This is a genomic window from Pandoraea soli (assembly GCF_902459595.1).
GTDB lineage: Bacteria > Pseudomonadota > Gammaproteobacteria > Burkholderiales > Burkholderiaceae > Pandoraea > Pandoraea cepalis.
Genome location: NZ_CABPSG010000002.1, coordinates 501,799 through 528,219 on the forward strand (window position 1 = coordinate 501,799; position 26,421 = coordinate 528,219).

Annotated in this window: 24 protein-coding genes; 12 read left to right on the forward strand and 12 right to left on the reverse strand. The window is 63.1% G+C overall.

The annotated features are described in order from the left end of the window. Position 1: 1 nt before the first annotated feature. Both PSO31014_RS06280 and PSO31014_RS06285 read left to right on the forward strand, forming a co-directional pair. Complete coding sequence (locus tag PSO31014_RS06280) at positions 2-475, forward strand: aromatic-ring-hydroxylating dioxygenase subunit beta (protein WP_150550797.1); 474 nt, start codon at positions 2-4, stop codon at positions 473-475. Positions 476-488: 13 nt separating this feature from the next. After that, complete coding sequence (locus tag PSO31014_RS06285; RefSeq protein WP_150550872.1) at positions 489-803, forward strand: non-heme iron oxygenase ferredoxin subunit; 315 nt, start codon at positions 489-491, stop codon at positions 801-803. A 513-nt stretch (positions 804-1,316) separates the two neighbouring features. On the opposite strand, the gene cspD is transcribed toward PSO31014_RS06285, so the two are convergent. Continuing rightward, positions 1,317-1,523 carry a cold shock domain-containing protein CspD gene (cspD, locus tag PSO31014_RS06290; protein ID WP_017232769.1) on the reverse strand — a complete coding sequence of 69 codons (207 nt, stop codon included), beginning with the start codon at positions 1,521-1,523 and terminating at the stop codon, positions 1,317-1,319. 438 nt (positions 1,524-1,961) lie between these two features. On the opposite strand from cspD, the gene clpS reads away from it, so the two are divergent. Both clpS and clpA read left to right on the forward strand, forming a co-directional pair. Continuing rightward, positions 1,962-2,276, forward strand: coding sequence for an ATP-dependent Clp protease adapter ClpS (gene clpS / locus PSO31014_RS06295; protein WP_010807118.1), 315 nt, complete (start codon positions 1,962-1,964; stop codon positions 2,274-2,276). Further along, complete coding sequence (gene clpA / locus PSO31014_RS06300; RefSeq protein ID WP_150550798.1) at positions 2,273-4,570, forward strand: ATP-dependent Clp protease ATP-binding subunit ClpA; 2,298 nt, start codon at positions 2,273-2,275, stop codon at positions 4,568-4,570. The genes clpS and clpA overlap by 4 nt, the downstream gene beginning before the upstream one ends. Positions 4,571-4,661: 91 nt before the next feature. Here clpA and dut read toward each other — a convergent pair whose 3' ends face one another. The 7 genes from dut to PSO31014_RS06335 form a co-directional block, all read right to left on the reverse strand. Further along, complete coding sequence (gene dut, locus PSO31014_RS06305) at positions 4,662-5,108, reverse strand: dUTP diphosphatase (protein WP_017232771.1); 447 nt, start codon at positions 5,106-5,108, stop codon at positions 4,662-4,664. An 86-nt stretch (positions 5,109-5,194) separates the two neighbouring features. Further along, positions 5,195-6,229, reverse strand: coding sequence for an LLM class flavin-dependent oxidoreductase (locus tag PSO31014_RS06310; protein ID WP_150550799.1), 1,035 nt, complete (start codon positions 6,227-6,229; stop codon positions 5,195-5,197). A gap of 56 nt (positions 6,230-6,285) precedes the next feature. Further along, positions 6,286-7,506 carry an MFS transporter gene (locus tag PSO31014_RS06315; protein ID WP_150550800.1) on the reverse strand — a complete coding sequence of 407 codons (1,221 nt, stop codon included), beginning with the start codon at positions 7,504-7,506 and terminating at the stop codon, positions 6,286-6,288. A gap of 147 nt (positions 7,507-7,653) precedes the next feature. Then, positions 7,654-8,883: a bifunctional phosphopantothenoylcysteine decarboxylase/phosphopantothenate--cysteine ligase CoaBC gene (gene coaBC, locus PSO31014_RS06320; protein ID WP_150550801.1), complete on the reverse strand. Its 1,230-nt coding sequence runs from the start codon at positions 8,881-8,883 to the stop codon at positions 7,654-7,656. A gap of 76 nt (positions 8,884-8,959) precedes the next feature. Continuing rightward, positions 8,960-9,505, reverse strand: coding sequence for a signal peptidase II (lspA, locus tag PSO31014_RS06325; protein ID WP_174976411.1), 546 nt, complete (start codon positions 9,503-9,505; stop codon positions 8,960-8,962). Then, a complete protein-coding gene (ileS, locus tag PSO31014_RS06330; protein ID WP_150550802.1) occupies positions 9,505-12,342 on the reverse strand; it encodes an isoleucine--tRNA ligase in 2,838 nt (945 codons plus the stop codon). Before ileS ends, lspA begins: the two co-directional genes overlap by 1 nt. 160 nt (positions 12,343-12,502) lie before the next feature. Beyond that, positions 12,503-13,495, reverse strand: a complete 993-nt coding sequence (locus tag PSO31014_RS06335; RefSeq protein ID WP_150550803.1) for a bifunctional riboflavin kinase/FAD synthetase — start codon at positions 13,493-13,495, stop codon at positions 12,503-12,505. Between the two features lie 237 nt (positions 13,496-13,732). Between PSO31014_RS06335 and purN the strand changes: the two genes are divergently transcribed. The 6 genes from purN to nadC all read left to right on the forward strand — a co-directional run bounded on the left by purN (position 13,733) and on the right by nadC (position 20,936). Then, positions 13,733-14,383: a phosphoribosylglycinamide formyltransferase gene (gene purN, locus PSO31014_RS06345; protein ID WP_150550805.1), complete on the forward strand. Its 651-nt coding sequence runs from the start codon at positions 13,733-13,735 to the stop codon at positions 14,381-14,383. A 200-nt stretch (positions 14,384-14,583) separates the two neighbouring features. Then, positions 14,584-15,855, forward strand: a complete 1,272-nt coding sequence (locus tag PSO31014_RS06350; protein WP_150550874.1) for an RsmB/NOP family class I SAM-dependent RNA methyltransferase — start codon at positions 14,584-14,586, stop codon at positions 15,853-15,855. Positions 15,856-15,901: 46 nt separating this feature from the next. Continuing rightward, a complete protein-coding gene (locus tag PSO31014_RS06355) occupies positions 15,902-17,296 on the forward strand; it encodes a mechanosensitive ion channel family protein (RefSeq protein ID WP_150550806.1) in 1,395 nt (464 codons plus the stop codon). A gap of 314 nt (positions 17,297-17,610) precedes the next feature. Then, positions 17,611-18,807 (forward strand): DesA family fatty acid desaturase, encoded by a 1,197-nt coding sequence (locus tag PSO31014_RS06360; protein ID WP_150550807.1) that lies wholly within the window; start codon positions 17,611-17,613, stop codon positions 18,805-18,807. Between the two features lie 93 nt (positions 18,808-18,900). Then, a complete protein-coding gene (nadA, locus tag PSO31014_RS06365; RefSeq protein WP_150550808.1) occupies positions 18,901-20,034 on the forward strand; it encodes a quinolinate synthase NadA in 1,134 nt (377 codons plus the stop codon). Next, positions 20,034-20,936: a carboxylating nicotinate-nucleotide diphosphorylase gene (gene nadC / locus PSO31014_RS06370; RefSeq protein ID WP_425494853.1), complete on the forward strand. Its 903-nt coding sequence runs from the start codon at positions 20,034-20,036 to the stop codon at positions 20,934-20,936. The genes nadA and nadC overlap by 1 nt, the downstream gene beginning before the upstream one ends. Before the next feature lie 104 nt (positions 20,937-21,040). Here nadC and nadB read toward each other — a convergent pair whose 3' ends face one another. The 4 genes from nadB to radC form a co-directional block, all read right to left on the reverse strand. Continuing rightward, on the reverse strand, positions 21,041-22,645 hold the full coding sequence (gene nadB / locus PSO31014_RS06375; RefSeq protein WP_150550810.1) for an L-aspartate oxidase: 1,605 nt from the start codon (positions 22,643-22,645) through the stop codon (positions 21,041-21,043). Positions 22,646-22,887: 242 nt separating this feature from the next. Next, the gene (gene rpmG / locus PSO31014_RS06380; protein WP_017232785.1) at positions 22,888-23,055 is read right to left on the reverse strand and encodes a 50S ribosomal protein L33; all 168 of its coding nucleotides are present in this window, start codon (positions 23,053-23,055) and stop codon (positions 22,888-22,890) included. A 16-nt stretch (positions 23,056-23,071) separates the two neighbouring features. Next, on the reverse strand, positions 23,072-23,305 hold the full coding sequence (gene rpmB, locus PSO31014_RS06385) for a 50S ribosomal protein L28 (protein ID WP_017232786.1): 234 nt from the start codon (positions 23,303-23,305) through the stop codon (positions 23,072-23,074). Between the two features lie 225 nt (positions 23,306-23,530). After that, positions 23,531-24,205, reverse strand: coding sequence for a RadC family protein (gene radC / locus PSO31014_RS06390; RefSeq protein WP_150550811.1), 675 nt, complete (start codon positions 24,203-24,205; stop codon positions 23,531-23,533). 159 nt (positions 24,206-24,364) lie between these two features. Between radC and PSO31014_RS06395 the strand changes: the two genes are divergently transcribed. Both PSO31014_RS06395 and ispH read left to right on the forward strand, forming a co-directional pair. Next, positions 24,365-24,820, forward strand: a complete 456-nt coding sequence (locus tag PSO31014_RS06395; RefSeq protein WP_130026832.1) for an FKBP-type peptidyl-prolyl cis-trans isomerase — start codon at positions 24,365-24,367, stop codon at positions 24,818-24,820. 8 nt (positions 24,821-24,828) lie between these two features. Next, positions 24,829-25,803 carry a 4-hydroxy-3-methylbut-2-enyl diphosphate reductase gene (ispH, locus tag PSO31014_RS06400; protein WP_150550812.1) on the forward strand — a complete coding sequence of 325 codons (975 nt, stop codon included), beginning with the start codon at positions 24,829-24,831 and terminating at the stop codon, positions 25,801-25,803. Positions 25,804-26,421 lie beyond the last annotated feature (618 nt).

Consider the following 26,421-nt stretch of genomic DNA (forward strand, 5'->3'; position numbering starts at 1 on the left):
GATGGTGGATTTTGCAACGTTTCAGGCCGTGGTCGACCTCAATGCCGCCTACGCCGCGGCGCTCGACGCGCAACAGTGGGATGCCTGGCCCGATTTCTTCCTGGATGACTGCGTGTATCGCATTCAGCCGCGCGAAAATTTCGAGTTGGGTCTGCCACTGGCAACGCTGTCGTTCGAGAGCCGCGGCATGCTGCGCGATCGCATCTACGGCATTCGCGACACGCTGTTCCACGACCCTTACTACCAGCGCCACGTGATCGGACTGCCGGCCATTCGGCGACTCGACGACGACACGCTGCGGGTCGAGGCCAACTACGCGGTATTTCGGACGAAGCCGGATCAGCTCACCGACATTCTGTCGGTCGGGCGCTATCTGGACATCGTCAAACGAACGGGCGACGGATGGAAATTCGCGTCCCGCCAATGCATTTTCGACAGCGAGATGATCCCCAACTCGCTGATCTATCCGATCTGAAGCGAGGTACATGATGAGCGGCAACTGGATTGAGGCTGCGTCGCGCGACGCCATTCCCGAGGACGACGCGATCGGCGTGATCGTGGGTGGCCGGGAGATTGCCCTGTACGGCGTGGATGGCGAGGTGTATGCGACGGACAACGCCTGCACGCATGGAAACGCGCGCCTGTGCGACGGCTTTCTCGACGGGCACGAGATCGAGTGCCCGCTGCATCAGGGGAAGTTCGACGTGCGAACCGGCGCAGCGATGTGCGCGCCGCTCACCGCGGCAGTGAGGCGCTATCCGATCCGCGTCGAGGCCGACAAGGTCTACGTCGATCTGGGCTGACGCCTTTGCCGTGAGACCGGCGCGTTGCCCCGCCTTGGGGCAACGCTAAGAGAGACGGGGGCCGTTCGAACCGGAATGAATCATTCGTTTCAAAAATATTTCACGAGAAACAAATGATATTCATGCGTGATTCGCATAACTGCCACGGATTCGGCTTGCGGACGCCTTAAACAATCCGTTCATTCCAATACTTAACACGCGACTATTGAGTGGTGGTTGACCGGCCGACTGCATAGGAATGCTGAGTCAAATAGGCCAGATGCGCAATGGATTTCCGCAGCACGACAATAGCCAATGCCAACTTAATAATGGAGCGGAATATATCGATGAAGCCAAGTAACAAATGGCTTAAACGCCATCGAATTTCATAAAGCTACCCGGACAGAGTGGAAAGCGGCTTCGCTTTTGGTATCCGCAACGCGAAGCGGAAATTCATCGGCACAGGTTGCATTGTTGCGACGCAATAAAAAACCCGGCCGAAGCCGGGTCTTCAATGCGACGAGCGACGCTACCTCAGGCAGGTGCCTGGATGTTCGAAGCCTGCTTGCCCTTCGGGCCTTGGACGACCTCGAACTGCACCTTTTGACCTTCCTTGAGGGTCTTGAAGCCGTTCATCTGAATTGCCGAGAAGTGCGCGAACAGATCTTCGCCACCCTCATCCGGCGTGATGAACCCGAAACCCTTGGCGTCGTTAAACCATTTGACCGTACCGGTTGCCATACGAACTTCCCCTGAACAATTACGACTACTACACATCACCGCAACAACGAGCACATCTGAAAATCCCGCCGGCTGGCGGCGGCTTCTTAGGCTCACCCAGGCATCTTTTCTTTTAAAACCCTTATTGAGGAAAAGCGCCACGTTGATTGTTTTCGCTAACTACCAATAGTGTCAAGCCCTTTTTGAACGATAGAAGTTGTGCTCGATCAGGTTTTACCCTGATGCTTGCGCGGGCGCCGGCCGTGCGGAGACACGCCCTTGAAATTTGGGTTAAGCTGACTCATATGGGTGTGGCACGTCCCGATGGTCGGGGCTGCGGCGCCTTGCTGGACAACGCGCGGAACGACGAGTGTTGGCATTCCGGTGGACGACCGGACGGCAGGCGGCAATCGGGGCTCCGATGGCATGCTGAACCCGGGAGTTGTTTACAATCCACGTATGGCAACCTTACCGACAACGCATGACGACACCGTACAGGAGCGGCAGGAGCAACAGCTCAAGCCGCCATCGATGTACAAGGTGGTACTGTTGAACGACGATTTCACCCCGATGGAATTCGTGGTGATGGTCATTCAGGAATATTTCAATAAGGACCGGGAGTCTGCCACGCAGATCATGCTCAAGGTTCACCGAGAGGGCAGGGGAGTTTGTGGGGTCTTTACGCGCGACGTCGCGGCGACCAAAGTTGAGCAAGTTGTTAGCCATGCAAGGCAGTCCGGGCACCCGCTGCAGTGCGTGATGGAGGAAGCATGATTGCCCAGGAATTGGAAGTCAGCCTGCACATGGCGTTTATGGAAGCGCGCCAGGCACGACACGAATTCATCACGGTGGAGCACCTGTTGCTCGCCCTGTTGGATAACCCGACCGCTGCCGAAGTGTTGCGCGCCTGCGCCGCAAATCTTGAGGATTTACGGCAGAACCTGCGCAACTTCATCGCCGACAATACGCCGACGGTGCCGGGTAGCGACGAGGTCGACACACAGCCCACGCTCGGGTTCCAGCGTGTGATTCAACGCGCCATCATGCACGTGCAATCGACTTCCAACGGCAAGAAGGAAGTGACGGGCGCCAACGTGCTGGTCGCGATCTTCGGTGAAAAGGACTCCCACGCGGTCTACTACCTGCAGCAGCAGGGCGTGACGCGTCTGGACGTCGTCAATTTCATCTCCCACGGCATTTCCAAGACGGGCGCGCCTGGCGAGTCGGCCAAGGCCGGCGAAGGCAGTGCCGAAGGGGAAGAGGGGGCGAACGCCAAGGAAAGCCCGCTCGCGCAGTACACCCAGAACCTCAACCAGTTGGCGCGCGACGGCAAGATCGATCCGCTCATCGGGCGCGAGGCGGAAGTCGAGCGTGTGGTGCAGGTGCTGTGCCGCCGCCGCAAGAACAACCCGCTGCTCGTCGGCGAAGCCGGCGTGGGCAAGACAGCCATCGCAGAAGGCCTCGCCTGGCGCGTGACGCGCGGCGAAGTGCCCGAGATTCTGCAGGACGCCACCGTCTACTCGCTCGACATGGGCGCGCTGCTCGCCGGCACGAAGTATCGCGGCGACTTCGAGCAACGCCTGAAGGCGGTGCTCAAGGAACTCAAGGAGCGCAACAACGCGATCCTGTTCATCGACGAGATTCATACGCTGATCGGCGCGGGCGCCGCGTCGGGCGGCACGCTCGACGCCTCGAACCTGCTCAAGCCGGCGTTGTCGTCGGGGCAGCTCAAGTGCATCGGCGCCACGACCTTCACCGAGTACCGCGGCATTTTCGAAAAGGACGCCGCGTTGTCGCGTCGTTTCCAGAAGATCGATGTGAACGAGCCGACCGTCGAGCAGACGGTACAGATTCTGCGGGGGCTGAAGTCGCGCTTCGAAGAGCATCACGGCGTGAAGTATTCGTCGAGTGCGCTGTCGGCCGCGGCCGAGCTGTCCGCCAAGTTCATCACCGACCGTCACCTGCCTGACAAGGCCATCGACGTGATTGACGAAGCCGGCGCCGCCCAGCGCATCCTGCCGAAGTCCAAGCAGAAGAAGACGATCGGTAAGGGCGAGATCGAGGACATCGTGTCGAAGATTGCGCGCATTCCGGCGCAGAGTGTGTCGGCGGATGACCGCGGCAAGCTCCAGACGCTCGACCGCGACCTCAAGAGCGTGGTGTTCGGGCAGGACCCGGCCATCGACGCCTTGTCGGCCGCGATCAAGATGTCGCGTGCCGGGCTGGGCAAGACGGACAAGCCGATCGGGGCGTTCCTGTTCTCGGGCCCGACCGGTGTGGGCAAGACCGAAGTCGCGAAGCAGCTCGCTTTCACGCTGGGCATCGAGCTGATCCGCTTCGATATGTCGGAGTACATGGAACGTCATGCGGTGAGTCGTCTGATTGGCGCGCCCCCGGGGTATGTGGGGTTCGACCAGGGCGGGCTGCTCACCGAAGCCGTCACGAAGAAGCCGCATTGCGTGCTGCTGCTCGATGAAATCGAGAAGGCGCATCCGGACATCTTCAACGTTCTGCTTCAGGTGATGGACCACGGCACGCTCACCGACAACAACGGTCGCAAGGCGGATTTCCGTAACGTCATCGTCATCATGACGACGAATGCAGGCGCGGAGACGATCAACCGTGCGAGCATCGGCTTTACGAACGAGCGTCAGGCCGGCGACGAAATGGCCGACATCAAGCGCATGTTCACGCCGGAGTTCCGCAACCGTCTGGACGCGATCATCAGCTTCAAGCCGCTTGACGAGCAGATCATCCTGCGCGTGGTCGACAAGTTCCTCATCCAGTTGGAAGACCAGTTGCACGAGAAGAAGGTCGAAGTGGTCTTCACCGACAAGCTGCGCGCGTTCCTGGCGAAGAAGGGCTTCGATCCGCTGATGGGCGCGCGTCCAATGCAACGTTTGATCCAGGACACGATCCGTCGTGCTCTGGCGGACGAATTGCTGTTCGGGCGTCTGACCAGCGGCGGGCGCGTCACGGTGAATCTGGACGAGCACGATCAGGTACAACTGTCCTTCCCGCAGGATGGTAACGCCCGTGCCGAACCGGAAGCGGCCGAAGTCGAGTAATCGTCACGGCATCGCCCAATGAAAAAGCGCCGCTTCATGCGGCGCTTTTTCGTGGTCCTCGTCGGCCGGGTCGCGCCGCCGCCGCGTGGCGTCAGTGCTTGCCGGTGCTGCCGAAACCGCCCGCGCCGCGATCGCTCTCGGGGAACGCGTCGACGAGGTTGAACGTGGCCTGCACGACCGGCACGATCACCAGTTGCGCCAGACGCTCGAACGGATTCAGCACGAACGGCACATGACCCCGGTTCCAGGTCGAGACCATCAATTGGCCCTGGTAATCCGAGTCGATCAGTCCCACCAGATTGCCAAGCACGATGCCGTGTTTGTGGCCGAGGCCCGAGCGCGGCAGGATCAACGCGGCGTAGCCGGGATCGGACAGATGAATCGCCAGCCCCGTCGGCACGAGCACCGTCTGTCCCGGTTCAATGGTCATCGGTGTGTCGAGGCACGCCCGGAGGTCGAGCCCGGCGCTACCGGGCGTGGCATAGGCGGGCAACTGCGAGCGCAGGCGTTCGTCGAGAATCTTGACGTCGAGGTTCATGGTCTTATGGCGTTGGATGGGGGATTGCTGTCGAAAAATGCGGCCGGGGACGCTTCGCGCACAGGCAAGCGCGTCTCCGGTGCCCGTCAGTCGGCGCTGCGCAACGAAAACGCTTGCGCGAGCAGTTCATGTGAGCGCAGCCGGGCGCGATAACTGCCGGCCACGGTCAACACGACAATTTCGTCGGCCTCGAACTGTTCCTGCAACGCCAGCACGCGTTCGGTTACGCGCTCCGGGGTGCCGATGATACTACGCGGCTTCTCGCGCGCGATCACGGACAACTCCCGTTCACGATACTGTGCCGTGGCCTGCGCGCCTTGCTCAAGACTTGGAATCGGTTCGTTCATGCCGTACGCCATCTGCACGCGGCGCAAGTCGACGCCGGCTTCCAGCGCTTGCGCCTCGGCGTCGGTATCGGCACAGATGACGAAGAGCGCCACGGCGCAATAAGGCTTGCTCAACGCGCCCGGCGTGAAGCGCTCGCGATACGCCTGCGTGACGCGATGGCCATAATGGGCATTGATGAAGTGGGCGAAGCAGTAGCGCAGGCCGAGCTGCGCGGCCAGCAGACCGCCGAACTCGCTCGAGCCCAGCACCCACAACTCGGGGCGCGTTGCCACCGCCGGTTGCAGCAGCACGTCGCGATACGGGTGATCGTCGGCCAGCGTGTCATTGAATAGGCCGGCCAGCTCAGCCACCTGTTGCGGGAAGTGCTCGCCGGCATCGTAGGGCCCTTTCGCGACAGCGCGCGCCGTGCGCATGTCGCCGCCGGGGGCGCGTCCGACGCCAAGGTCGATGCGATTCGGAAACAACGCCTCGAGCATCAGAAATTGCTCGGCCAACTTGAACGGGCTGTAGTACGGCAGCATGACGCCGCCCGAGCCGACCCGCAGGTACTTCGTCACGCTGGCGAGCCGCGCGATCATGACCTCCGGCGCCGGATTGGCTACACCACGCAACCCGTGATGCTCCGCACACCAGTAGCGCGTGTAGCCCAGATCGTCGGCGGCCTGCGCCAGTTCGACGGTCGCTGCGATGGCGTCCGCCACACTGTGGCCGTGAATTACGGGAGTTTGATCGAGGATCGACAGCTTGATGCGTGCCGCGGCCGTAGACGTCATGAGTTCGAGGCTCCAGGTCGACGGCGTCGGGCCATCGACATCGTAGTGATGCAGAATCAGTGGCCGCTGCCGGCGGACGAATCCGCCGGTGTCGCGACCGGACCTGCGTGCGGCAGGCGCGCAATCATGAGAATCGCGACGATGCCGCCGAGGGCACCGCACAGGAAGATCGAGGCATAGCCGAAATAGTTGGCGACGAGTCCGGCCATCGGACCGATCAGGCCGAGCGCCAGATCGAAGAATGCCGAGTAGGCCGCCAGCGCCGCGCCGCGGTTCTGCGGCGGCACCTGGCGCAGCGCTTCCACGCCCAGGGCCGGGAAGACCAGCGAGAAGCCCACGCCGGTGAGTCCGGCGCCCACGAGGGCCATATCCGGGTTCACTGCGCCCCACAGCAGGAACTGGCCGATGGCGCTGAACACGAGCGAGGCCATGGCCACGCGGCGTCCGCCGAAACGATCGACCGCGTGCGCGAGCACGATCCGCATGCCGATAAAACACGCGCTGTAGAGCGTGAGCGCGAACGCGGCACCCGACCAGCCGTGGCTCGCATAGTAAAGCGTGATGAACGCGGCAATGACGGCATAGCCGATGCTGCCCAGCGTCATGGCCAATCCCGGGCGCCATACCAGCCCCACCACACGGAAGAACGGCAGACGATTTCCACCGACGGGCGCGGCGGCCGGCAGACGCAGCGCGATCGCGAAGGCGACGGCGGGCAGGGCGATGTTCACGAGCGAGACCGCCGTAAAGCCCGCCGATTGCAGCAGATAGGCACCGAACGGCGCACCGATGGCGATCGCCGTGTACATCGACACGCCCTGCCACGAAATCGCCTTGCTGGCGTGGGCGGCGCCGAGCAGGCCGATGCCCCACGACATGCCGCCGGTCAGGATCAGGCTTTCGCCGAAGCCGAGCACAACGCGTCCCGCGATGAGAATGCCCAGCGCGAGCGCCGGGTTCGGCACCATCGACGCCGCCAGATACAGCACACCCGCCGCGCCGCAGCCGCACAGGCCGGTCAGCACGGCGCGGCGCGGGCCACGGGTGTCGACGGTGCGTCCGGCGTAGGAGCGCAGCAGCAACGTGACGACCGACTGGATGCCGATGGTCACGCCGACCACGAACGAGCCGTAGCCGAGCGTTTCATGCACGTAGACCGGGAGCACCGGCAGCGGCATGCCGATCGTCATGAAACCGAAGAACATGATTGCGGCGAGCATGCTCAGGGTCCCGTAGACACTGACGGCGGGCCGCGCGAGGGTAGGAGGTTGCGTCATTTGGCTTGTTATTGTTTGCGATGGCCGAAAGGCTCAGGCCGTGACGCCGAGCGTTGCAGCCAATCTGCCAGCGTCGCCGGACAACGACGATGACAGACGAGACACCGATGAGGCGGTGGGCGGCGCTGGGTGTGGCGGGGATGCTCGTCAGCCCGGCGCGCGCGACGGAAGCCGGGCGGCGATTTCAGCGATCAGGCGCTGGGCGAGCGATGCCTTGTCGGCGCGCGGTAGACGCTGCTGCCCCGCTTCGTCGAACAGGATGACTTCGTTGTCGTCCTGCCCGAACGTGGCCGGACCGAGATTGCCGACGAGCAGCGGCACCTGCTTGCGTTTGCGCTTCTGGGCGCCGTGCGTCTCCAGGTCGCCCGACTCGGCCGCGAACCCCACGCAGAAAGGCGGCGTCGGCAACTGCGCGACGGCCGCGAGGATGTCGGGGTTCTGCACGAATTCGAGCGTCGGCACGTCGGCGTCGCCCGTCTTCTTGATCTTGTCGCGGGCCACGTCGCGCACGCGCCAATCGGCCACGGCGGCCACCGCGATGAAGAGGTCGTTGTGCGATACGTGTGATAGCTGCGATAGGTCGGCCATCACCGCGTCGTACATTTGCTGCGCCGTCTGGACGTTGCGGCGCGTGACGCCGTAGGGCGTCGGCAGCGCGCACGGGCCGGCGATCAGATGTACCTCGGCACCGGCCTGCGCCGCTGCACGCGCGAGCGCGAAGCCCATCTTGCCGCTGGACAGATTGGTCAGGCCGCGGACCGGGTCGATGGGCTCGAAGGTCGGGCCGGCGGTAATGAGCACGCGGCGCCCGGCGAGTCGCTTGGGCTGGAAGAAGCTGGCGAGCGCCTCGAACAGGTCCTCCGGTTCGAGCATCCGCCCGTCGCCGATTTCGCCGCAGGCCTGCTCGCCGCTGCCGGGGCCGAGGACCGCGATGCCATCGCCACGCAGCGTCGCCGCATTGCGCTGGGTGGCCGGGTTGGCCCACATCTGACGGTTCATCGCGGGCGCCACCAGCAGCGGGCAATCGCGCGCCACACACAGCGTGGACAGCAGATCGTCCGCCATGCCGTGCGCGAGCTTGGCGAGAAAGTCGGTGGAGGCCGGGGCGATGAGAATGGCGTCGGCCTCGCGCGAGAGATCGATGTGCGCCATGTTGTTGTCGATGCGGCCATCCCACTGACTGGTGAAGACCGGGCGGCCCGAGAGCGCCTGCATCGTGAGCGGGGTGATGAATTGCGTGGCGGCCTCGGTCATCACGACCTGCACCGTCGCACCGGCCTTGATGAGCAACCGGGTGAGTTCGGCCGATTTGTAGCAGGCAATGCCGCCGGTCAGGCCGAGAACGATGGTCTTGCCCGCAAGTTCACCGCGATCCATAGGGAGTGCCTCCTCCAAAGTGCTGCGCGGCGCCTCCTGGGCGCCGCGACGGTGTTTTGCCTCGATCCGCGGTGCGTTATTTGCCGCGCCGCACGCGTCGCAGCTCGTCGATCACCAGTAGTACGGCGCCCACGCAAATGGCCGAGTCGGCCATGTTGAACGCCGGCCAATGCCAGCCGCCGACGTGAAAGTCCAGGAAGTCGATCACGTGGCCGTAGATCACACGATCGATCACGTTGCCCAGCGCGCCGCCCAAAATCAGAGAGAGCGACAGGCAGAACATCTTCTGGCCGTGATGGCGCTTGAGCAGGAAGATGATCACGGTCGCCGCCACCAGACCGAGCAACGTGAAGAACCAGCGCTGCCAACCGCCTGCGGCCGCCAGGAAGCTGAACGCCGCGCCCTTGTTGTACACCAGCACCAGATTGAAGAACGACGTCAGCGGATGAAACTCGCCGTACTGGAACGTCTTCAGAATCGTCAGCTTGGTGACCTGATCGACCAGGATCGCGATGACCGCGACCCCAAGCCACGGGGCCAAGCCATAAGCGGCGCCGCCCCGCGCGCCCCCATTGCCATTGCTGCGTCGTGCGCCCGTACGGGCGCCTGCCTTGCTTGCCATTATGCCGCGCTCCGGTGTTCGCCGCTGCCGAACAGATTCGACACGCAGCGGCCACAAAGGGTGGGGTGGGCCGCGTCTGCGCCCACCTCTTCACGATAGTGCCAGCAACGCTCGCACTTCTGGTGCGAGGACGGCGTGACCACCACGCCTTCGTCCGCTTCGGTCGCCACCTGCGTGACGGCCGCCGCCGACGTGATCAGCACGAAGCGCAGGTCGTCGCCGAGGCTCGCCAGTACCTCGTACTTGCGCCCCGAGACGCGCACGTCGACTTCGGCCTGCAGCGACGACCCGATCTGCTCCGCCGCGCGTGCCTCTTCGAGCGCCTTGGTGACGTCGCCGCGCACCGTGCGCAGGAGGTTCCACTTCTCGAGCAGACGCGAGCCTTCCGCGACGTCCGGATAAGCGTAGTACGTTTCCGTGAAGATCGTATCATTGCCCGGCTGGAACACCTGCCATGCTTCTTCCGCCGTGAACGACAGGAACGGAGCCATGAGCTTGAGCAGGCCATGCGTGATGTGGTACAGCGCGTTCTGGGCGGCGCGGCGGGCCGGCGAGTCCGGTGCGCTCGTGTACAGGCGATCCTTCAGGATGTCGAGGTAGAAGCCGCCGAGATCCTCCGAGCAGAACGTCTGGAGCTTGGCCACGACCGGGTGGAATTCATAGCGGTCGTAGTGGCTCAGCACTTCGGTTTGCAGCGACTGCGCCAATGCCACGGCGTAGCGGTCGATTTCCAGCCATTGGTCGGCCGGCAGCGCGTGCTTCGCGTGGTCGTAATCGGCCAGATTCGACAGCAGGAAGCGCAGCGTGTTACGGATACGGCGATACCCTTCGGTCACGCGCTTGAGGATTTCGTCCGAGATCGACAGCTCGCCCGAGTAATCGGTCGACGCCACCCACAGGCGGATGATTTCGGCACCGAGCTTGTCTGCGACGTCTTGCGGCAGAATCGTGTTGCCGATCGATTTCGACATCTTGCGGCCCTGACCGTCGACCGTGAAGCCGTGCGTGAGCAGCGCCTTGTACGGCGGGCGGCCGTCGATCATCGAGGCCGTGAGCAGCGACGAATGGAACCAGCCGCGGTGCTGATCCGAGCCTTCAAGATACAGGTCGGCCGGGAAGCCCAGCTCATGCGCGTGCGAGCCGCGCAGCACATGCCAGTGCGTCGTGCCAGAGTCGAACCACACGTCGAGCGTGTCGCGGTTCTTCACGTAATCCTTGGCCTCGTCGCCGAGCAGTTCCACCGGGTCGAGCGTTTGCCACGCTTCGATGCCCTCGGTTTCCACGCGCTTGGCCACGGCTTCGAGCAGTTCCGGGGTGCGCGGATGCAGCGCGCCGGTTTCCCTGTGCACGAAGAAGGCCATCGGCACGCCCCATTGGCGCTGGCGGGAGAGCGTCCAGTCCGGGCGGTGCGCGATCATGTTGTGCAGGCGCTGCTTGCCCCACGCCGGGAAGAACTCGGTGGCTTCGATGCCGGCAAGCGCGATCTCGCGCAGGGTCTTGCCGCCGCCCGGTGCGCCGTCGACCGGCTTCACGTCCATGCCGGCGAACCACTGGTTGGTCGCGCGGTAGATGATCGGGGACTTGTGACGCCAGCAGTGCATGTAGCTGTGCGTGTACTTGAACGAGTGGAACAGCGTACCGGCTTCGCGCAGCGCTTCGACGATCTGCGGGTTGGCGTCCCAGATCGACTGGCCGCCGAACAGCGGCAGGCTGTCCTGATAGTGTCCGTCGCCCAGCACCGGCATGCGGATATCCGCGTCGGACATGCCATGCGCCTTGCACGACACGAAGTCTTCCACGCCATAGGCGGGGGCCGAGTGGACGATGCCCGTCCCCGTCTCGGTCGTCACGTAGTCGCCGAGATAGACCGGCGAGGTGCGCTCGTAGCCGGCGTCGGCCGTCGACAAGGGGTGACGGAAGCGGATCAGCGAGAGCGCTTCGCCCTTCGTGCGCGCGATGATGTCGCCGTGCAGGCCGTAAGTCTTCAGGCAGTCTTCAACGCGTTCGCTTGCCAGAATCAGCAGACCGCGCTCGGTCGAGACCAGCGCGTATTCGACTTCCGGGTGAACATTGAGCGCCTGGTTTGACGGGATCGTCCACGGGGTGGTCGTCCAGATGACGATGTGGCCGTTTTCGTGCGGCAGCTTCGGCAGGCCGAAGGCCTTCGCGACTTTCTCCGGCTCTGCGAAGGCAAAGCCGACATCGATGGCCAGATCGGTCTTGTCCTTGTACTCGACTTCCGCTTCGGCGAGTGCCGATCCGCAGTCGAAGCACCAGTTCACCGGCTTCAGGCCACGGTAGACGTAGCCGTTCTCCATGATCTTCGCGAGCGCACGAAGCTCGTTCGCTTCGTTCGAGAAGTTCATGGTCTTGTACGGGTTGTCCCAGTCGCCGAGCACGCCCAGACGCTTGAAGTTGGGCTTCTGGCGTTCGATCTGTTCCGCCGCGTAGGCCCGCGCCTTTTCCTGCACTTCGCGCACCGGCAGGTGCTTGCCGAACTGCTTTTCGATCTGGATTTCGATCGGCATGCCGTGGCAATCCCAGCCCGGCACATAGGCGGCGTCGAAGCCCGCCAGGCTGCGTGCCTTGACGATCATGTCCTTGAGGATCTTGTTGACCGCGTGGCCGAGGTGAATGTCACCGTTGGCATACGGCGGGCCGTCATGCAGGATGAACTTCGGACGGCCTTTGCTTGCGCGGCGGATCTTGTCGTAGATCTTCTTGTCCTGCCATTGCTTGACCCACTGAGGCTCGCGCTTGGGTAGATCGCCGCGCATCGGGAACGGCGTGTCCAGCAGGTTGACGGGATATTTGCTCGGGGCTTTCTTTTCGCTCATGGGGCTTCGCTACGAATTTGGAATATCGGGGTATGGGGCGCTCGCGCCGTTAGCGTTGCAGGCGGGCCTTGTGGGCCGGAAGCGGCAACGCCCGGGCAGGTGCCAGTGGCGGCGGCGGGCCGCGCGCGAGGCGCTGGGCGCCGGCGCACGCGGGCGAAGATCAACTAATTCGGTCGGTAGCCGAAGTGGCAAAGTCGCGTCGTGCGCTCGGGCCGTTGGCGTCGAGCGCATGCGCGAAGTAGGCGCGCGCCTCGCGCGTGTCCTGCGCGATGGCTGCTTCCAGTTCGGCCAGCCCGTCGAATTTGGCTTCGTCACGCAGCTTTTGCAAGAATTCCACACGCACCAGCTTGCCATAACAATCGCCGTCGAAATCGAGCAGATGGACTTCGAGCAGCACGCGCCCGGAATCGTCCACCGTCGGGCGCCAACCCAGGCTGGCCACGGCGGGCAGCGGTCGGTCCGCCAGGCCATGCACCTGCACGACGAAAATTCCCGTGAGCGCCGGATGCTTGTGGGCGATGCGCAGATTGAGCGTCGGGAAGCCCAGCTTGCGGCCGAGCTTCATGCCATGCACGACATGGCCCGTGATCGCGTACGGACGGCCGAGCAGCGCATGGGCGCGCTCGAAATTGCCGTCGGCGAGCGCTGTGCGCACTTCCGAGCTGGAAATCCGCACGCCGTCGTGCGCGAAGGTCGGCATTTGTTCGACGACGAAATCGAAGCGACGGCCGGCATCGCGCAAATATTCGATGTCGCCCGCGCGCTTCGCGCCGAAGCGGAAGTCGTCGCCCACGAGCAGCCAGCGGGTGTGCAACCCGTCGACGATGATGTTACGCACGAAGTCTTCAGGCGACTGGCCGGCGAAATGGGCGTTGAAGTGTTCCACCACGAGGCGATCGACCCCATGCGAGCGAAGCGCCTCGAACTTGTCGCGCAGATTGGAAATGCGCGCGGGCGCCCGGTCGGGCATGAAATACTCGCGGGGATGCGGCTCGAACGTCATCACGCACACCGGCAGGCCACGTGCGGCCGCCGAGGCGCGCACGCGCGCGAGCAGCGCCTGGTGGCCCAGGTGCACGCCGTCGAAATTGCCGATCGTCAGCACGCAGGGCGCTTTGCTCTGCGCGTTGGGTAGACCCCGGAAGACTCGCACGATAAAGGAAGCGTCAGGTCAAGACGTCGAGTTGAGCGTTGGTGGATAAGTCGCGCGGCGCGGTTGCGAAGACCCACCGGCCCGCGGCGGCGGGACGAACCCGGGGCGGCGCAGGACGGCCGATCCGACATTGCGGCGCCGCAGAACGTTGAATTATAAACGCTTCGGGGCCATCGCGGCGCACGACGCGGCCAATGCCACCTGTCTGGTGCGTCGCACCAATGATAAAATCCTGCGATGAAGAACATTGTCATCCTGATTTCCGGACGAGGCAGCAATATGGAGGCCATCGTCCGTGCCTGTACCGCAGAAGGCTGGCCGGCCCGCGTGGCGGCCATCATCACCAATCGCGCCGACGCCGAAGGCCTGGCATTCGCCCAGGAAAACGGCATCGCAACGGCCGTGGTGCCCAGTCAGGGCAAGACTCGCGAGGCATTCGACGCCGAACTCGCCGCCGAGATCGATCGCCATCAGGCCGATGTGGTGGTGCTCGCCGGCTTCATGCGCATTCTGACGCCGGCCTTTACCGAGCGCTACGCCGGGCGACTCCTGAACATTCACCCGTCGCTGTTGCCCGCCTTTCCGGGGCTGCAAACGCACGCCCGCGCGCTGGATGCCGGCTGCAAGGTTGTCGGTGCGACCGTGCATTTCGTGACGGCCGAGCTGGATCACGGCCCGTATATCCTGCAGGCGGCGTTGCCGGTGCGGGCGGGCGACACCCCCGAGACGCTGGCCGAGCGTATTCTTCCGCTGGAACACATCATTTATCCGCGCGCCGTGCGCTGGTTCGTGGAAGACCGTCTGGTCGTGGCCGATGGCCGCGTGACGATCACGCCCGGTGCCGACGGCACGCCCGATCCGCAATGGCTTTTTGGTGAGAACGCATGAGCACCCGCCCGACGCAGCGCCGCGATGGCGCCAATTCATCCGGTCACCGCTCAGGCGGCCGATCCACCGATACCCGCCAGCCGTCCAAGGGAGGACAGGCGGGAGAGCGTCAGGAGCGATATGTCCGCCCTGATCGCTACGACCGTGACCGTGCGCGCAACGATCGCCGCCCGGAGGCGCCGCCCGCCGAAACCGCCCGCATGCGTGGCGAGCATCTGTCGCCCGCACTCTTCGAACACACGCAACGCCTGCTCGGCAGCGTGCTGACATTCAGCGGCCCGGCCGACACGCTCGTGAGTACGTACTTCCGCGCCAACGCCAAGCTGGGCCACCGCGAGCGCGGTGTGCTGGCGGAAACGGTCTTCGCCATTCTGCGCCGCAAGCTCGAATTCGGTCAGCATGCGGGCAGCGGCTCCGGGCCGCTGGAGCGCCGTCTGGCACTGCTCGGGCTGGCGTTCACGCGCGGCCTGGCGTCGGTGCAACTGGTGGCAACGCCTGATGAAATCGCGTGGCTCGAGCATGTCGGTCAGATCGACCCGGCCAGCCTGTCTGCACGTGTGCGCACCAATTTGCCGGAATGGCTCTACGAGCGTCTGGCCAAGCGATTCGACGGCACCGAACTCGAAGCGCTCGCCGCTGCCCTCAACCAGCCCGCGCCGCTCGACTGCCGTGTGAACGTGGTCAAGGCGACCCGGGACGACGTGCTTGCGCAACTGCGTGCGGACGGCTTCTCGGCCGAGCCAACGCCGTTTGCCGCCAACGGCATTCGTCTGGCCGGCAAGCCCGCACTGCAAAAGCATCCGCTGTTCGTTTCCGGCGCGATCGAAGTCCAGGACGAGGGAAGCCAGTTGCTTTGCCAACTGGTCGCGCCGCGGCGCGGGGAGATGATCGTCGACTTCTGCGCCGGGGCCGGCGGCAAGACGCTCGCCATCGGCGCGCAGATGCGTTCGACGGGCCGCCTTTACGCGTTCGACATCTCGGAAAAGCGTCTGGCGAAGCTCAAGCCGCGTCTGGCGCGCAGCGGCCTGTCGAATGTCTACCCGGTCATGATCGACAGCGAAAACGACAGCAAGATCAAGCGCCTGGCGGGCAAGATCGACCGTGTACTGGTCGACGCCCCTTGCAGTGGGCTTGGCACGCTGCGTCGCAATCCGGATCTGAAATGGCGTCAGTCGCCACAGTCGGTTGCGGAACTCACGCAAAAGCAGGCGTCGATCCTCGCGAGCGCAGCACGTCTGGTGAAGCCGGGCGGCCGTCTCGTGTACGCTACGTGCAGCCTGCTGACCGAAGAGAACAGTGCCATCGCCGAGGCGTTTGCCGCCGCACATCCGGATTTCGCGCTGTTACCGGCGAATGCATTGCTGGCGGCGCAGAAAATCGACATCGACACGGGCGAGTATCTCGAACTGCTGCCGAACCGCCACGCGACCGACGGCTTTTTCGCCGCCGTGTTCGAGCGACGTCCGGCGTAACGCTGTGCTCGGCGTCGGCTAACAAAAAACAAGAAGAGAGAGAGCGATGCAGCAAAGTCCGGCTTTCGCGAGATTGGTGCGTGATGTCGTGCGGGATGTCGGCGAACCGCAGATCGTCTGGCAGGTCGTGGCGCTCGCGCTCGCGCTCGTCGTCGCCTTCGTGCTGCGGCGCTGGATGATCGGCCGGCTCGACCGTCATTTCGAGCGTGTCGCACCGGCGCGCCGGGCGGGAGCGTCGAGCCTGCGTCGCGCCTTCTTCCCGATCTTCGGCTGGATCTGCGTGGCGCTCACGCGCGTGGTGCTTCAGGACTACACGCATGTCTCGCTGCTGATGCTCGCGGAGGTGCCGCTGTTCGGCACCGCGCTGATCTATCTGGCGTTCTATCTCGCACGCCGGTTGTTCGCATCGTCTCCCCACGCGTCGGGGCTGCTGAAAGTCTTCGAGCGCGTTTTCACGACGCTCGCCTGGCTGTCGATGCTGGCGTACGTGCTCGGTGTCCACGACGACATCCTGAAGTGGCTCGCCAGCGTGCGCTTTGCCGTGGGATCGAGCCATCTGACGTTGCTCTCGATCCTCTCCGGCCTGCTCTGGATCGGCGTGACGCTTGTGCTGGCGATGTGGGTGGGGGCGCTGATCGAAGACCGGATCATGCGCACGGCCACGCTCGACGGCAATCTGAAGGTGGTGCTCTCGCGGCTGGTCAAGGGCGTGCTCACGCTGATTGCCGTGCTCACGACGCTGTCGTTCGTTGGCATCGACATCACGGTGCTCGGCGTATTCGGCGGCGCACTCGGCGTCGGACTGGGCTTCGGTTTGCAGAAGATCGCGGCGAATCTCGTGTCGGGCTTCATCATCCTGCTCGACCGCTCCGTGCGCATTGGCGACCTCATCACGGTCAGCCCTTATCACGGCACCGTTTCGCAGATCAATACGCGCTATACGGTCGTTCGAGGGCTGGACGGCGTCGAAGCCCTGGTGCCGAACGAGCAACTGGTGACGAACGTCGTCCAGAATCACTCGTTCACCGAGACCCGCGGGCGCGCCAAGGTGAATGTGCAGGTGGCTTACAGCGCCGACGTCGAACTGGCCATGTCGCTGATGCTCAAGGCGGCCGTGGGCATTCCGCGCGTTTTGGCCGATCCGGCACCTTCGGCGTTGTTGTTGAACTTCGGCGCGGATGGGATGGATCTCGAAATGGGCTTCTGGGTTCAGGATCCTGCTCAAGGCAGTGGTGCGATCCGCTCTGAGATCAATTTGCGGATTTGGCGCACATTTCGCGAGCACGGTATTGAAATTCCGTATGCGCAGCGCGAAATACGCATTCTGAATGACTGGACTGACGGCATGCCGGTTGGCGCTGCGCATCCGCCGGCGTTACCGGCAGAATCGTCTGAACTCGCGCCGCAGCAGGCCGAAGGCGGCGAGAAGCGGCCTGCGTAGCCCGGAATTGACGCTTTTCTCCGGGGCGGCGGGTTGACCTGCGACAAAATGCGTGGGGGGGGACGTTACACACGGGCGTCAGTCCGTCAGGTAAAATGCTTGCCAAACCATAAAAACTCGACGTTCCCTGGCACGTTTTCCGCCCATCTCGCCCCGGCATTCAGCAACTTGCCGATCTTCAGCGAATCCAAGCGTCAAGCGAGCTCAAGAACGAGACTTGACGCGACGGCCATCGATGCCTTATCGGCCCGACAAGACAAGACACGGCAGCGTTGCCGTGATTGCTACCGTATTGATTAGTTTGGAGTGATATTTTGCTGGACAGTCTCCTTGGATTCATCTCGACCGGCCTGCTCGACTGGAGCGGCTGGAAGATCACCTTGTTCACGTTGATCGTCACCCATGTGACGATCGCGGGCGTGACGATCTATCTGCACCGTTGCCAGGCGCACCGCGCGCTCGACGTGCACCCGGTCGTCGCCCATTTCTTCCGTTTCTGGCTGTGGATGACCACTGGCATGGTCACCAGCGAGTGGGCTGCCATTCACCGCAAGCACCACGCCAAGTGCGAAACCCCGGAAGATCCGCACAGCCCGCAAACGCGTGGTCTGTGGAAAGTGCTTGCCGAAGGGGCCGAACTCTATCGTGCGGAAGCAAAGAATGAAGAAACGCTGCGCAAGTTCAGCCACGGCACGCCGAACGACTGGATCGAGAATCATCTCTACAAGCGCTATCCGATTCTGGGTGTGAGCTTCATGATGATCATCGACATCGCCCTGTTCGGCGCGGTCGGTCTGACGGTGTGGGCCGTGCAGATGGTGTGGATTCCGTTCTGGGCGGCCGGCGTGGTCAACGGTCTGGGTCACTACTGGGGTTACCGCAACTTCAATTGCGCGGACGCGTCGACCAACCTGCTGCCGTGGGGCATCATCATCGGCGGTGAGGAACTGCACAACAATCACCACACGTACGCGACCTCGGCCAAGCTGTCGAACAAGTGGTACGAGTTCGACATCGGCTGGCTCTATATCCGTGTGTTGTCGGTGCTGGGCCTGGCCAAGGTGAAGAAGATCGCGCCGACGCCGAAGCTTGCGAAGAACAAGGCGGCGTGCGATGACGACACGCTGCAGGCCGTGCTCTCGAACCGCTACGAAGTGATGGAGCGCTACGCCAAGACGTTCAAGCGTGCCTACGGTCAGGAACTCGCGCGCTTCAAGGAAAAGCGTCAGCTTGGCGAGTACCAGTTGCTGCGTGGCGCGAGCAAATGGCTGCATCACGACGAAGCCTCGTTGCAAGAGCCGCAGAAGCAGCAATTGGGCGAGATCTTTGCGCACAGCAATGCCGTCAAGACGTATTACGAACTGCGTCGCGAACTGGCCGGCATCTGGGAACGCTCGAATGCGTCGCGCGAACAGCTCCTGAGTCAGTTGCAGAACTGGTGCCATCGCGCCGAGCAGAGCGGTATTCACGCGCTGCAGGAGTTTGCGACCCGTCTGCGCCGCTACGCGTGAACGGGCTCAGCCAGAAATTCGTTTTTGACGCATAATCAAAACCCCGCCAAGGCGGGGTTTTGTCATTCCCGGTCCCCCTCGGACCACGTGAAAATGAACGCCTCAATCAAATCCGTACAATTCGAGCGCCCCGCACCGAGCGGCGCCACGTGTGTTGCCCATGCGTGGGCACGTGTCCCGGATGCGCCGTCGCAAGCGGAACGCGCGGCGCTCAAGGCCCAGATCAAGCGCCTGCTCGTGGAGCAGAACGCGGTGCTGGTGGCCCATTACTACGTCGACGCCGACTTGCAGGATCTCGCCGAAGAAACGGGCGGTTGCGTGGCCGACTCGCTCGAAATGGCCCGATTCGGCCGAGACCATTCGGCCAAGACACTGGTGGTGGCCGGCGTGCGTTTCATGGGGGAGACCTCGAAGATTCTGAGTCCCGAAAAGCGCATTCTGATGCCCGATCTCGATGCGACCTGCTCGCTCGATCTCGGCTGTCCCGCCGACGAGTTCGCTGCATTCTGTGATGCGCATCCCGACCGTACGGTCGTCGTCTATGCGAATACCAGTGCTGCCGTGAAGGCGCGAGCCGACTGGATGGTGACGTCGTCGATCGGGCTGGAAATCGTGGCGCATCTGCACGCGCAGGGGAAGAAAATCCTCTGGGCGCCGGATCGCCATCTGGGCAGTTACGTCCAGAAGCAGACGGGCGCCGACATGCTCTTGTGGCAGGGCGCTTGCCTGGTGCACGACGAATTCAAGGGCACCGAACTGGAAGTGCTGCGTCGCGAATTTCCGAACGCCAAGGTGCTGGTGCACCCGGAGTCACCCGCCTCGGTCGTCGAGCAGGCCGACGTGGTCGGTTCGACGTCGCAGATGATCACCGCCGCCCAGAAGATGGATGCGACGGAGTTCATCGTGGCGACCGACAACGGCATTCTGCACAAGATGCGCGCCGCGGCGCCGGGCAAGCGGTTCATCGAAGCGCCAACGGCCGGCAACAGCGCCACGTGCAAGAGCTGCGCGCACTGCCCGTGGATGGCGATGAACACGCTGCAGAATCTGGCCGACGTACTGGCGTCCGGGCGCAATGAGATTCATGTGGATGCGGAGATCGGCCGTCGCGCTCATACCTGTATCGACCGAATGTTGAAGTTCGCCGAGGCGCGCAAGCAGAACGTCCGCGCCAGCGGTGATTTCGCGCGCGACGGCGCGCTGTTTGCTGGCGTGGGCCCCGCATGATGACGTCATCCAAAATGCTGAATACCGACGAGGCGCTCTCGCCCGATTTCACCGCGTTCGGCGAGCCGCTCGAGACGGCGCTATCGCGCAACGTGCGCGACGCGCTTGCGGAAGACATCGGCGCCGGCGATTTGACCGGCTGGCTCGTACCGTCCGAGGAAATGGCGCACGCGCGCATCATCGTGCGTGAGTCGGCGGTGCTGTGCGGCGTGCGCTGGTTCGAGCGCTGCATGCAAGGGGTCGATGCGTCGGTGCGCGTTCAGTGGCACTACCGGGAAGGCGAGCGCATGGCGCCCGACTCGGCGGTGTGCGAAATCCACGGCCCGGCGCGCGCGCTGCTCACGGGCGAGCGCACGTCGATGAACTTCCTGCAATTGCTTTCCGGCGTGGCAACGGCGGTGCGTCGTTATGCGGATATCGTCGAGGGCACGAAGGCGCGGGTGCTCGATACGCGCAAGACATTGCCGGGCCTGCGCCTTGCGCAGAAGTTTGCGGTGCGCGTGGGCGGCGGGGCGAATCAACGCCTGGCGCTCTACGATGGCATCCTCATCAAGGAAAACCACATCGCGGCGGCCGGCGGCATTCGGCAGGTGCTGGCGAACGCCGACCGTCTGGCCGACGGTGCGCCGGTGCAGATCGAGGTGGAGTCGCTCGAAGAGCTGGAAACGGCGTTGGAATGCGGCGCGACCTCGATCCTGCTCGACAACTTCACCTTGGAAATGATGCGCGAGGCGGCACGCGTAACGGATGGCCGCGCGGTGCTGGAGGCTTCGGGCGGAATCCATCTCGAAACGCTGCGTGCGATTGCGGAAACGGGCGTCGATCGGATTTCCGTCGGTGCACTGACCAAGGACGTTCGCGCGACCGATTTCTCGATGCGAATTCTGGAGACGGTGGGGTAAGCGCTGGTCGCGCTTGTCATGCAGGAAGTTCGAAGGCCGCAGGGTTTCCCTCTGCGGCCTTTTTGTTTTCGTCGGTGCGGCTGTGTGCGTCGATCAGTTGCCGATCAGCGATCGCGACGCGGTAACACGGGCGAAAGCACTGTCGGCAGGGCCTTCGGCAGGGTGTCGGGGAAGTCTCGGGAGAAGTGCAGGCCGCGACTCTCGTGGCGCGACAGGGCACTGTCAACGATCAACGACGCCACGTCGACCAGGTTGCGCAATTCCAGCAGATCGCGGCTCACGCGGAAGTTGGCGTAGTACTCGGCAATTTCCTCGCGCAGCAGGGCGATACGATGCTGCGCCCGCTCCAGCCGCTTGGTCGTGCGCACAATGCCAACGTAGTTCCACATCATGCGACGCAGTTCGTCCCAGTTATGGGCGACCACCACTTCCTCATCGGCATCCGAGACACGGCTTTCATCCCATGCCGGGACGTCGCCTGCCGGCGGTGGCGTCGCTTCCCCGCGTTGGATATCTTCGGCAGTCGCCTTGCCAAGCACCAGGCATTCAAGCAGCGAGTTGCTGGCGAGACGGTTGGCACCATGCAAGCCGGTGTAGGTGGCTTCGCCGACGGCATGGAGTCCAGGCAGGTCCGTGCGGCCGCGCATGTCGGTGACGATGCCGCCGCACGTGTAGTGCGCTGCGGGCACTACCGGAATCGGTTGCTTCGTGATATCGATGCCCAGTTCGGCACAGCGCGCCAGAATCGTGGGGAAATGCTCGTTCAGAAATTCGGGGCTTTGGTGGCTGATGTCGAGATACACGCAGTCCAGACCGTGCTTCTTCATCTCGAAGTCGATGGCGCGAGCCACGATGTCGCGCGGTGCCAGCTCGGCGCGCGGGTCGTGTTGCGGCATGAAGCGAGTACCGTCGGGCAACACCAGGCGTCCGCCTTCACCACGCACGGCTTCCGTGATCAGGAACGACTTGGCGTACGGATGATAGAGGCAGGTCGGGTGAAACTGGATGAACTCCATGTTTGCGATACGGCAACCGGCGCGCCAGGCCATGGCGATGCCGTCGCCGGTCGCGGTGTCGGGATTCGTGGTGTAGAGATACACCTTGCCGGCACCGCCCGTGGCCAGCACCGTGTGCCGCGCCGTCATGGCGTGGACCTCGCCGGTGCCGAGATCCTGCACGTAAAGGCCTTGGCAATGGCGCCCGGCCGTCGGTGCGGCATCGGCGCGGTCGGAGGTGATCAGATCGACCGCGAAATGATTCTCGAAGACGGTGATATTTGGATGCTGGCGCACGCGTTCGGTGAGCGTGGCGATCACGGCGTGCCCGGTGGCGTCGGCGGCATGAATGATGCGGCGATGGCGATGGCCGCCTTCGCGCGTGAGATGGAAGCCGAGTTCGGCGGCGTCGTCGCGGGTGAACGGCACGCCTTGCGCGATGAGCCATTCGATGGCTTCGCGGCTGTGTTCGACGATGAATCGCGTGGCGGCTTCGTCGCACAGGTCGGCGCCGGCGATGAGGGTGTCCGCAACATGCTCGTCGACGCTATCGGTCGAGTCGAGCACGGCGGCGATGCCGCCCTGTGCCCAGTCGCTCGCCCCTTCGGGCATGGGACGTTTGGCGACCAGTGCTACGCGGCAGGTTTTGGCCAGATGCAGGGCAACGGACTGGCCGGCGAGCCCACTGCCGACGATGACGACATCGAAATTCATGATACGCGCGCTCTCTGGAATCAACGCCACGGGCGTGGTGCGATTCTCGTGATGGGAAATGAGCCAGTATAGCGAGTCAATACGCGCGCGACACATGACCCTATGCGCACATCGGAGAAATTCTGTGTTGCGTGACTACGCATAGCGTAGCGTTGCGAATTTCGGGACGCCCAAACGAAAAACCCCGCCTGAGGCGGGGTATCGAACGCAGCAGCGAACCGCTGCGAGAAAACCTGTTGATCTTATTTGATCTTGGTTTCCTTGTAAGCCACATGCTTACGAGCCACCGGATCGAACTTGCTGATTTCCATCTTTTCCGGATGGGTACGCTTGTTCTTGGTGGTCGTGTAGAAATGACCCGTGCCAGCGGTCGATTCCAGCTTAATCTTGTCGCGAGCGCCTTTTGCCATGATGATCTCCTAAAACTTAGATGGCGTTGCGCGAACGCAGGTCCGCCAGAACGGCGTCGATGCCGTTCTTGTCGATCAGGCGCAGGCCGGCCTTCGAAATGCGCAGGCGCACAAAGCGGTTTTCGGTCTCTACCCAGAACCGGCGATTTTGCAAGTTCGGAAGAAAACGACGCTTGGTTTTGTTGTTGGCGTGGGAAACGTTATTGCCGACCATCGGCGCTTTCCCGGTCACTTGACATACGCGTGCCATGAAGCACTCCTAACCCAGAATTCTGTGTAAAAAAAGGTGAGTCGAAAAGACAGACCGCGATGATACCACAAAAATCCCAGACAAATCAATCGCTTTCGCGATGCAGGATGCGAGTCCCTGGCGGGAAACGTCTGTCGGAGATTCGGGAAGGGACGGATTATAGCGCAAGCGCTCCGCGAACGCGACCCAACTGCCAAAATTCTGTGCAGATGTTGTTGTGGGGTGTCACAGGTCGCCATTCTCCGCGAGTGAATACACGCGGGTTCCGGCCACGATGAAGTGGTCGAGCAGCCGGATTTCCAGCAGCGCCAGCGCGTCGCCCAACTGGCGAGTGAGCGCCAGATCGGCCGCACTCGGGGTAGGAACGCCGGACGGGTGATTGTGCGCGACGATGACGGCCGCCGCGTGGACGTCGAGCGCGGCGCGCACGATCTCGCGCGGATACGCGCAGGTCTGGTTGAGCGTTCCCTCGAACATGACGCGCGTGCTGATCAGCCGGTGCGCGGCGTCCAGAAAGAGGCACGCGAAGCGCTCGCGCGACCGATCCTGCAACGTGAGGCGCAGATAGTCGTGCACGCGCGCCGGAGAATCGAGCAGATTGCCGGACTGCATGCTTTCTCCCAGCATGCGGCGCGCCACTTCGAGGGCCGCCTGAAATTGCAGAATTTTGGCCTGACCTAGCCCGGGAATTTGCCGCAACGTCTCGAAGGGCGTGGCGAGCAGCCGGGTGAGCGATCCGCTTCGCGCCAGCAATTCGCGGCCGAGATCGACGGCATTGCGCCCGTGCGAGCCCGTCCGCAACAGAATGGCGAGCAACTCGGCATCGGACAGCGCACCGGCGCCGCGGGCCAGCATTTTTTCACGGGGACGCTCGGCGAGCGGCCATTGAGCGATGGACATGACGACTCCAAAGGAGACACGGTCGCGCGCATGATCGCGGGTGTCACGAATCACAAACAATGCCGTCGACAGGAAAAAATCGAGGCTGCTTCGATGGGGAGCCGGACGCGCAACGCGCCGTCCTTTACAATATTAGCTTGACCTTGCTGTGAGACCCCCATGAGTTCTGCCGTAACCCCTGTGGTTCAAGACGATTCCTATCTGACGCTCCACTACCGGATCGCCGCACCCGACGGCGCGGACATTGTCAACACTTTTGAAGGTACGCCGGCGACGCTGCAACTCGGCGGCGGCCAGATGGCGCCAACGTTGGAACAGTCGCTGCTGGGGATGACGGTGGGGGAGCGTCGCCGGACCGAGCTGGCGCCGGAGCAGGCGTTCGGCCCGCGCAACCCGGAGCTGCTGCAACGCGTTTCAATGAAGACGTTGCAGGAAAACAGCAATTTTGGCGAAGCCTATAACGTTGGCGATCTGGTCGAGTTCAACGCGCCGAGCGGCGGCCGCTATGCGGGCATCCTGCGAGAGTTGGGCGACGGCTGGGCCTTGTTCGACTTCAACCACCCGCTGGCCGGTCAGCCGATCGTGTTCGAAGTCCAGATTATCGGCATTCTGTAGGAATCGAAATGAGCGCCACCCAAGTCGTAGCACCGACCCTGTCGGATGCGGAAATTCTGCTGGCCCAGCCGCGCGGCTTTTGCGCGGGCGTCGACCGTGCGATCGAGATTGTCGAGCGCGCGCTCGCGATGTATGGCGCGCCGATTTACGTGCGCCACGAGATCGTGCACAACGCCTATGTCGTCGACAACCTGCGCAAGAAGGGCGCGATTTTCGTCGAGGCGCTGACCGACGTACCGGCAGGTAACACGTTGATTTTCAGCGCCCATGGTGTATCTCAGGCGGTGCGTGCCGAAGCGGAAGCGCGCGGCCTGCGCATCTTCGACGCGACCTGCCCGCTCGTCACCAAGGTGCACGTCGAAGTTGCAAAGATGCGCAGCCACGGGCTGGAGATCATCATGATCGGCCACAAGGGTCACCCGGAAGTGGAGGGCACGATGGGCCAGTCGGGCGAGGGCATGTTCCTCGTCGAGACGATCGATGACGTGCTGGCGCTGCAAGTCGCAGACGAGAGCAAGCTGGCCTATGTGACGCAGACGACGCTGTCCGTCGACGACGCCGCCGAGGTGATCAACGCACTCAAGCAGCGCTTCCCGTCGATTACCGAGCCGAAGAAGCAGGATATTTGTTACGCCACGCAGAATCGCCAGGATGCCGTGAAGTTCATGGCGCCGCAGTGCGACGTGGTCGTGGTCGTCGGCAGCCCGAACAGTTCCAACTCCAATCGCCTGCGCGAAGTGGCCGAGAAGATGGGCGTGCCCGCCTACATGATCGATGCCCCGGAGCAACTCAAGCCGGAGTGGTTCGACGGCAAACGGCGGATTGGCGTGACGGCAGGGGCATCGGCCCCGGAAGTGCTGGCGCAATCGATCGTCTCGCGTCTGCGTGAGCTGGGCGTCAATCAGGTCAAGGTGCTCGATGGCGTGGAAGAAAATATTGCGTTTCCGCTTCCCAAGGGCCTTGCGCCCGTGACCGCCGGCTAAGCGCCGTCGTCGCAACAACGCCGATCGGCCAGCGGTAACCCCGCATGGCTGGCAAACCGGGTGCCATATTGCATGGCCCCGGTTTTTTTGTGCCTCCTTCGCGCGCCACCCCTCCCCACGCAGGACTCCCCGCGACCCCGTGCGTCGGCCCTCCCCGGCGTAAGCGCCGCGTCGCTCACCGAATTGCAGATCGTGGTCGGGATTTTGCGTGCGGCACCTGCGCAAAATAGAATTGAATTTCGCAGAAAATCCGCGCGACGCATTTCACCAATTTTGGCGTCTTATTAGATAAAACTTGTCGACGCGACTCGCAATTCAGCGAGTACAGAATTGGTTGAATGTTTAACACTCGGTTTCCCGGAAATCAATTATTTATTTATTCACTTAATTAGATGAAGCGCTCCAGATCGCGCGGGCATGCAACTTGCATATCTAGTTATTGCAGCGTCCGAGCCCATGACTGGTGCATCGGTTGCACCATGACGCTACCCGGGCCGGCGAGCACAGTGTGTAAAACCTTTAACCAATCTGGGGTTGCGCTTTTGAAAAAATCGGGTTGCACAAGTCGGTATAAAACCTTAGGCCTCCATTATGGAAAACCCTGTGGCGGCGAGCATC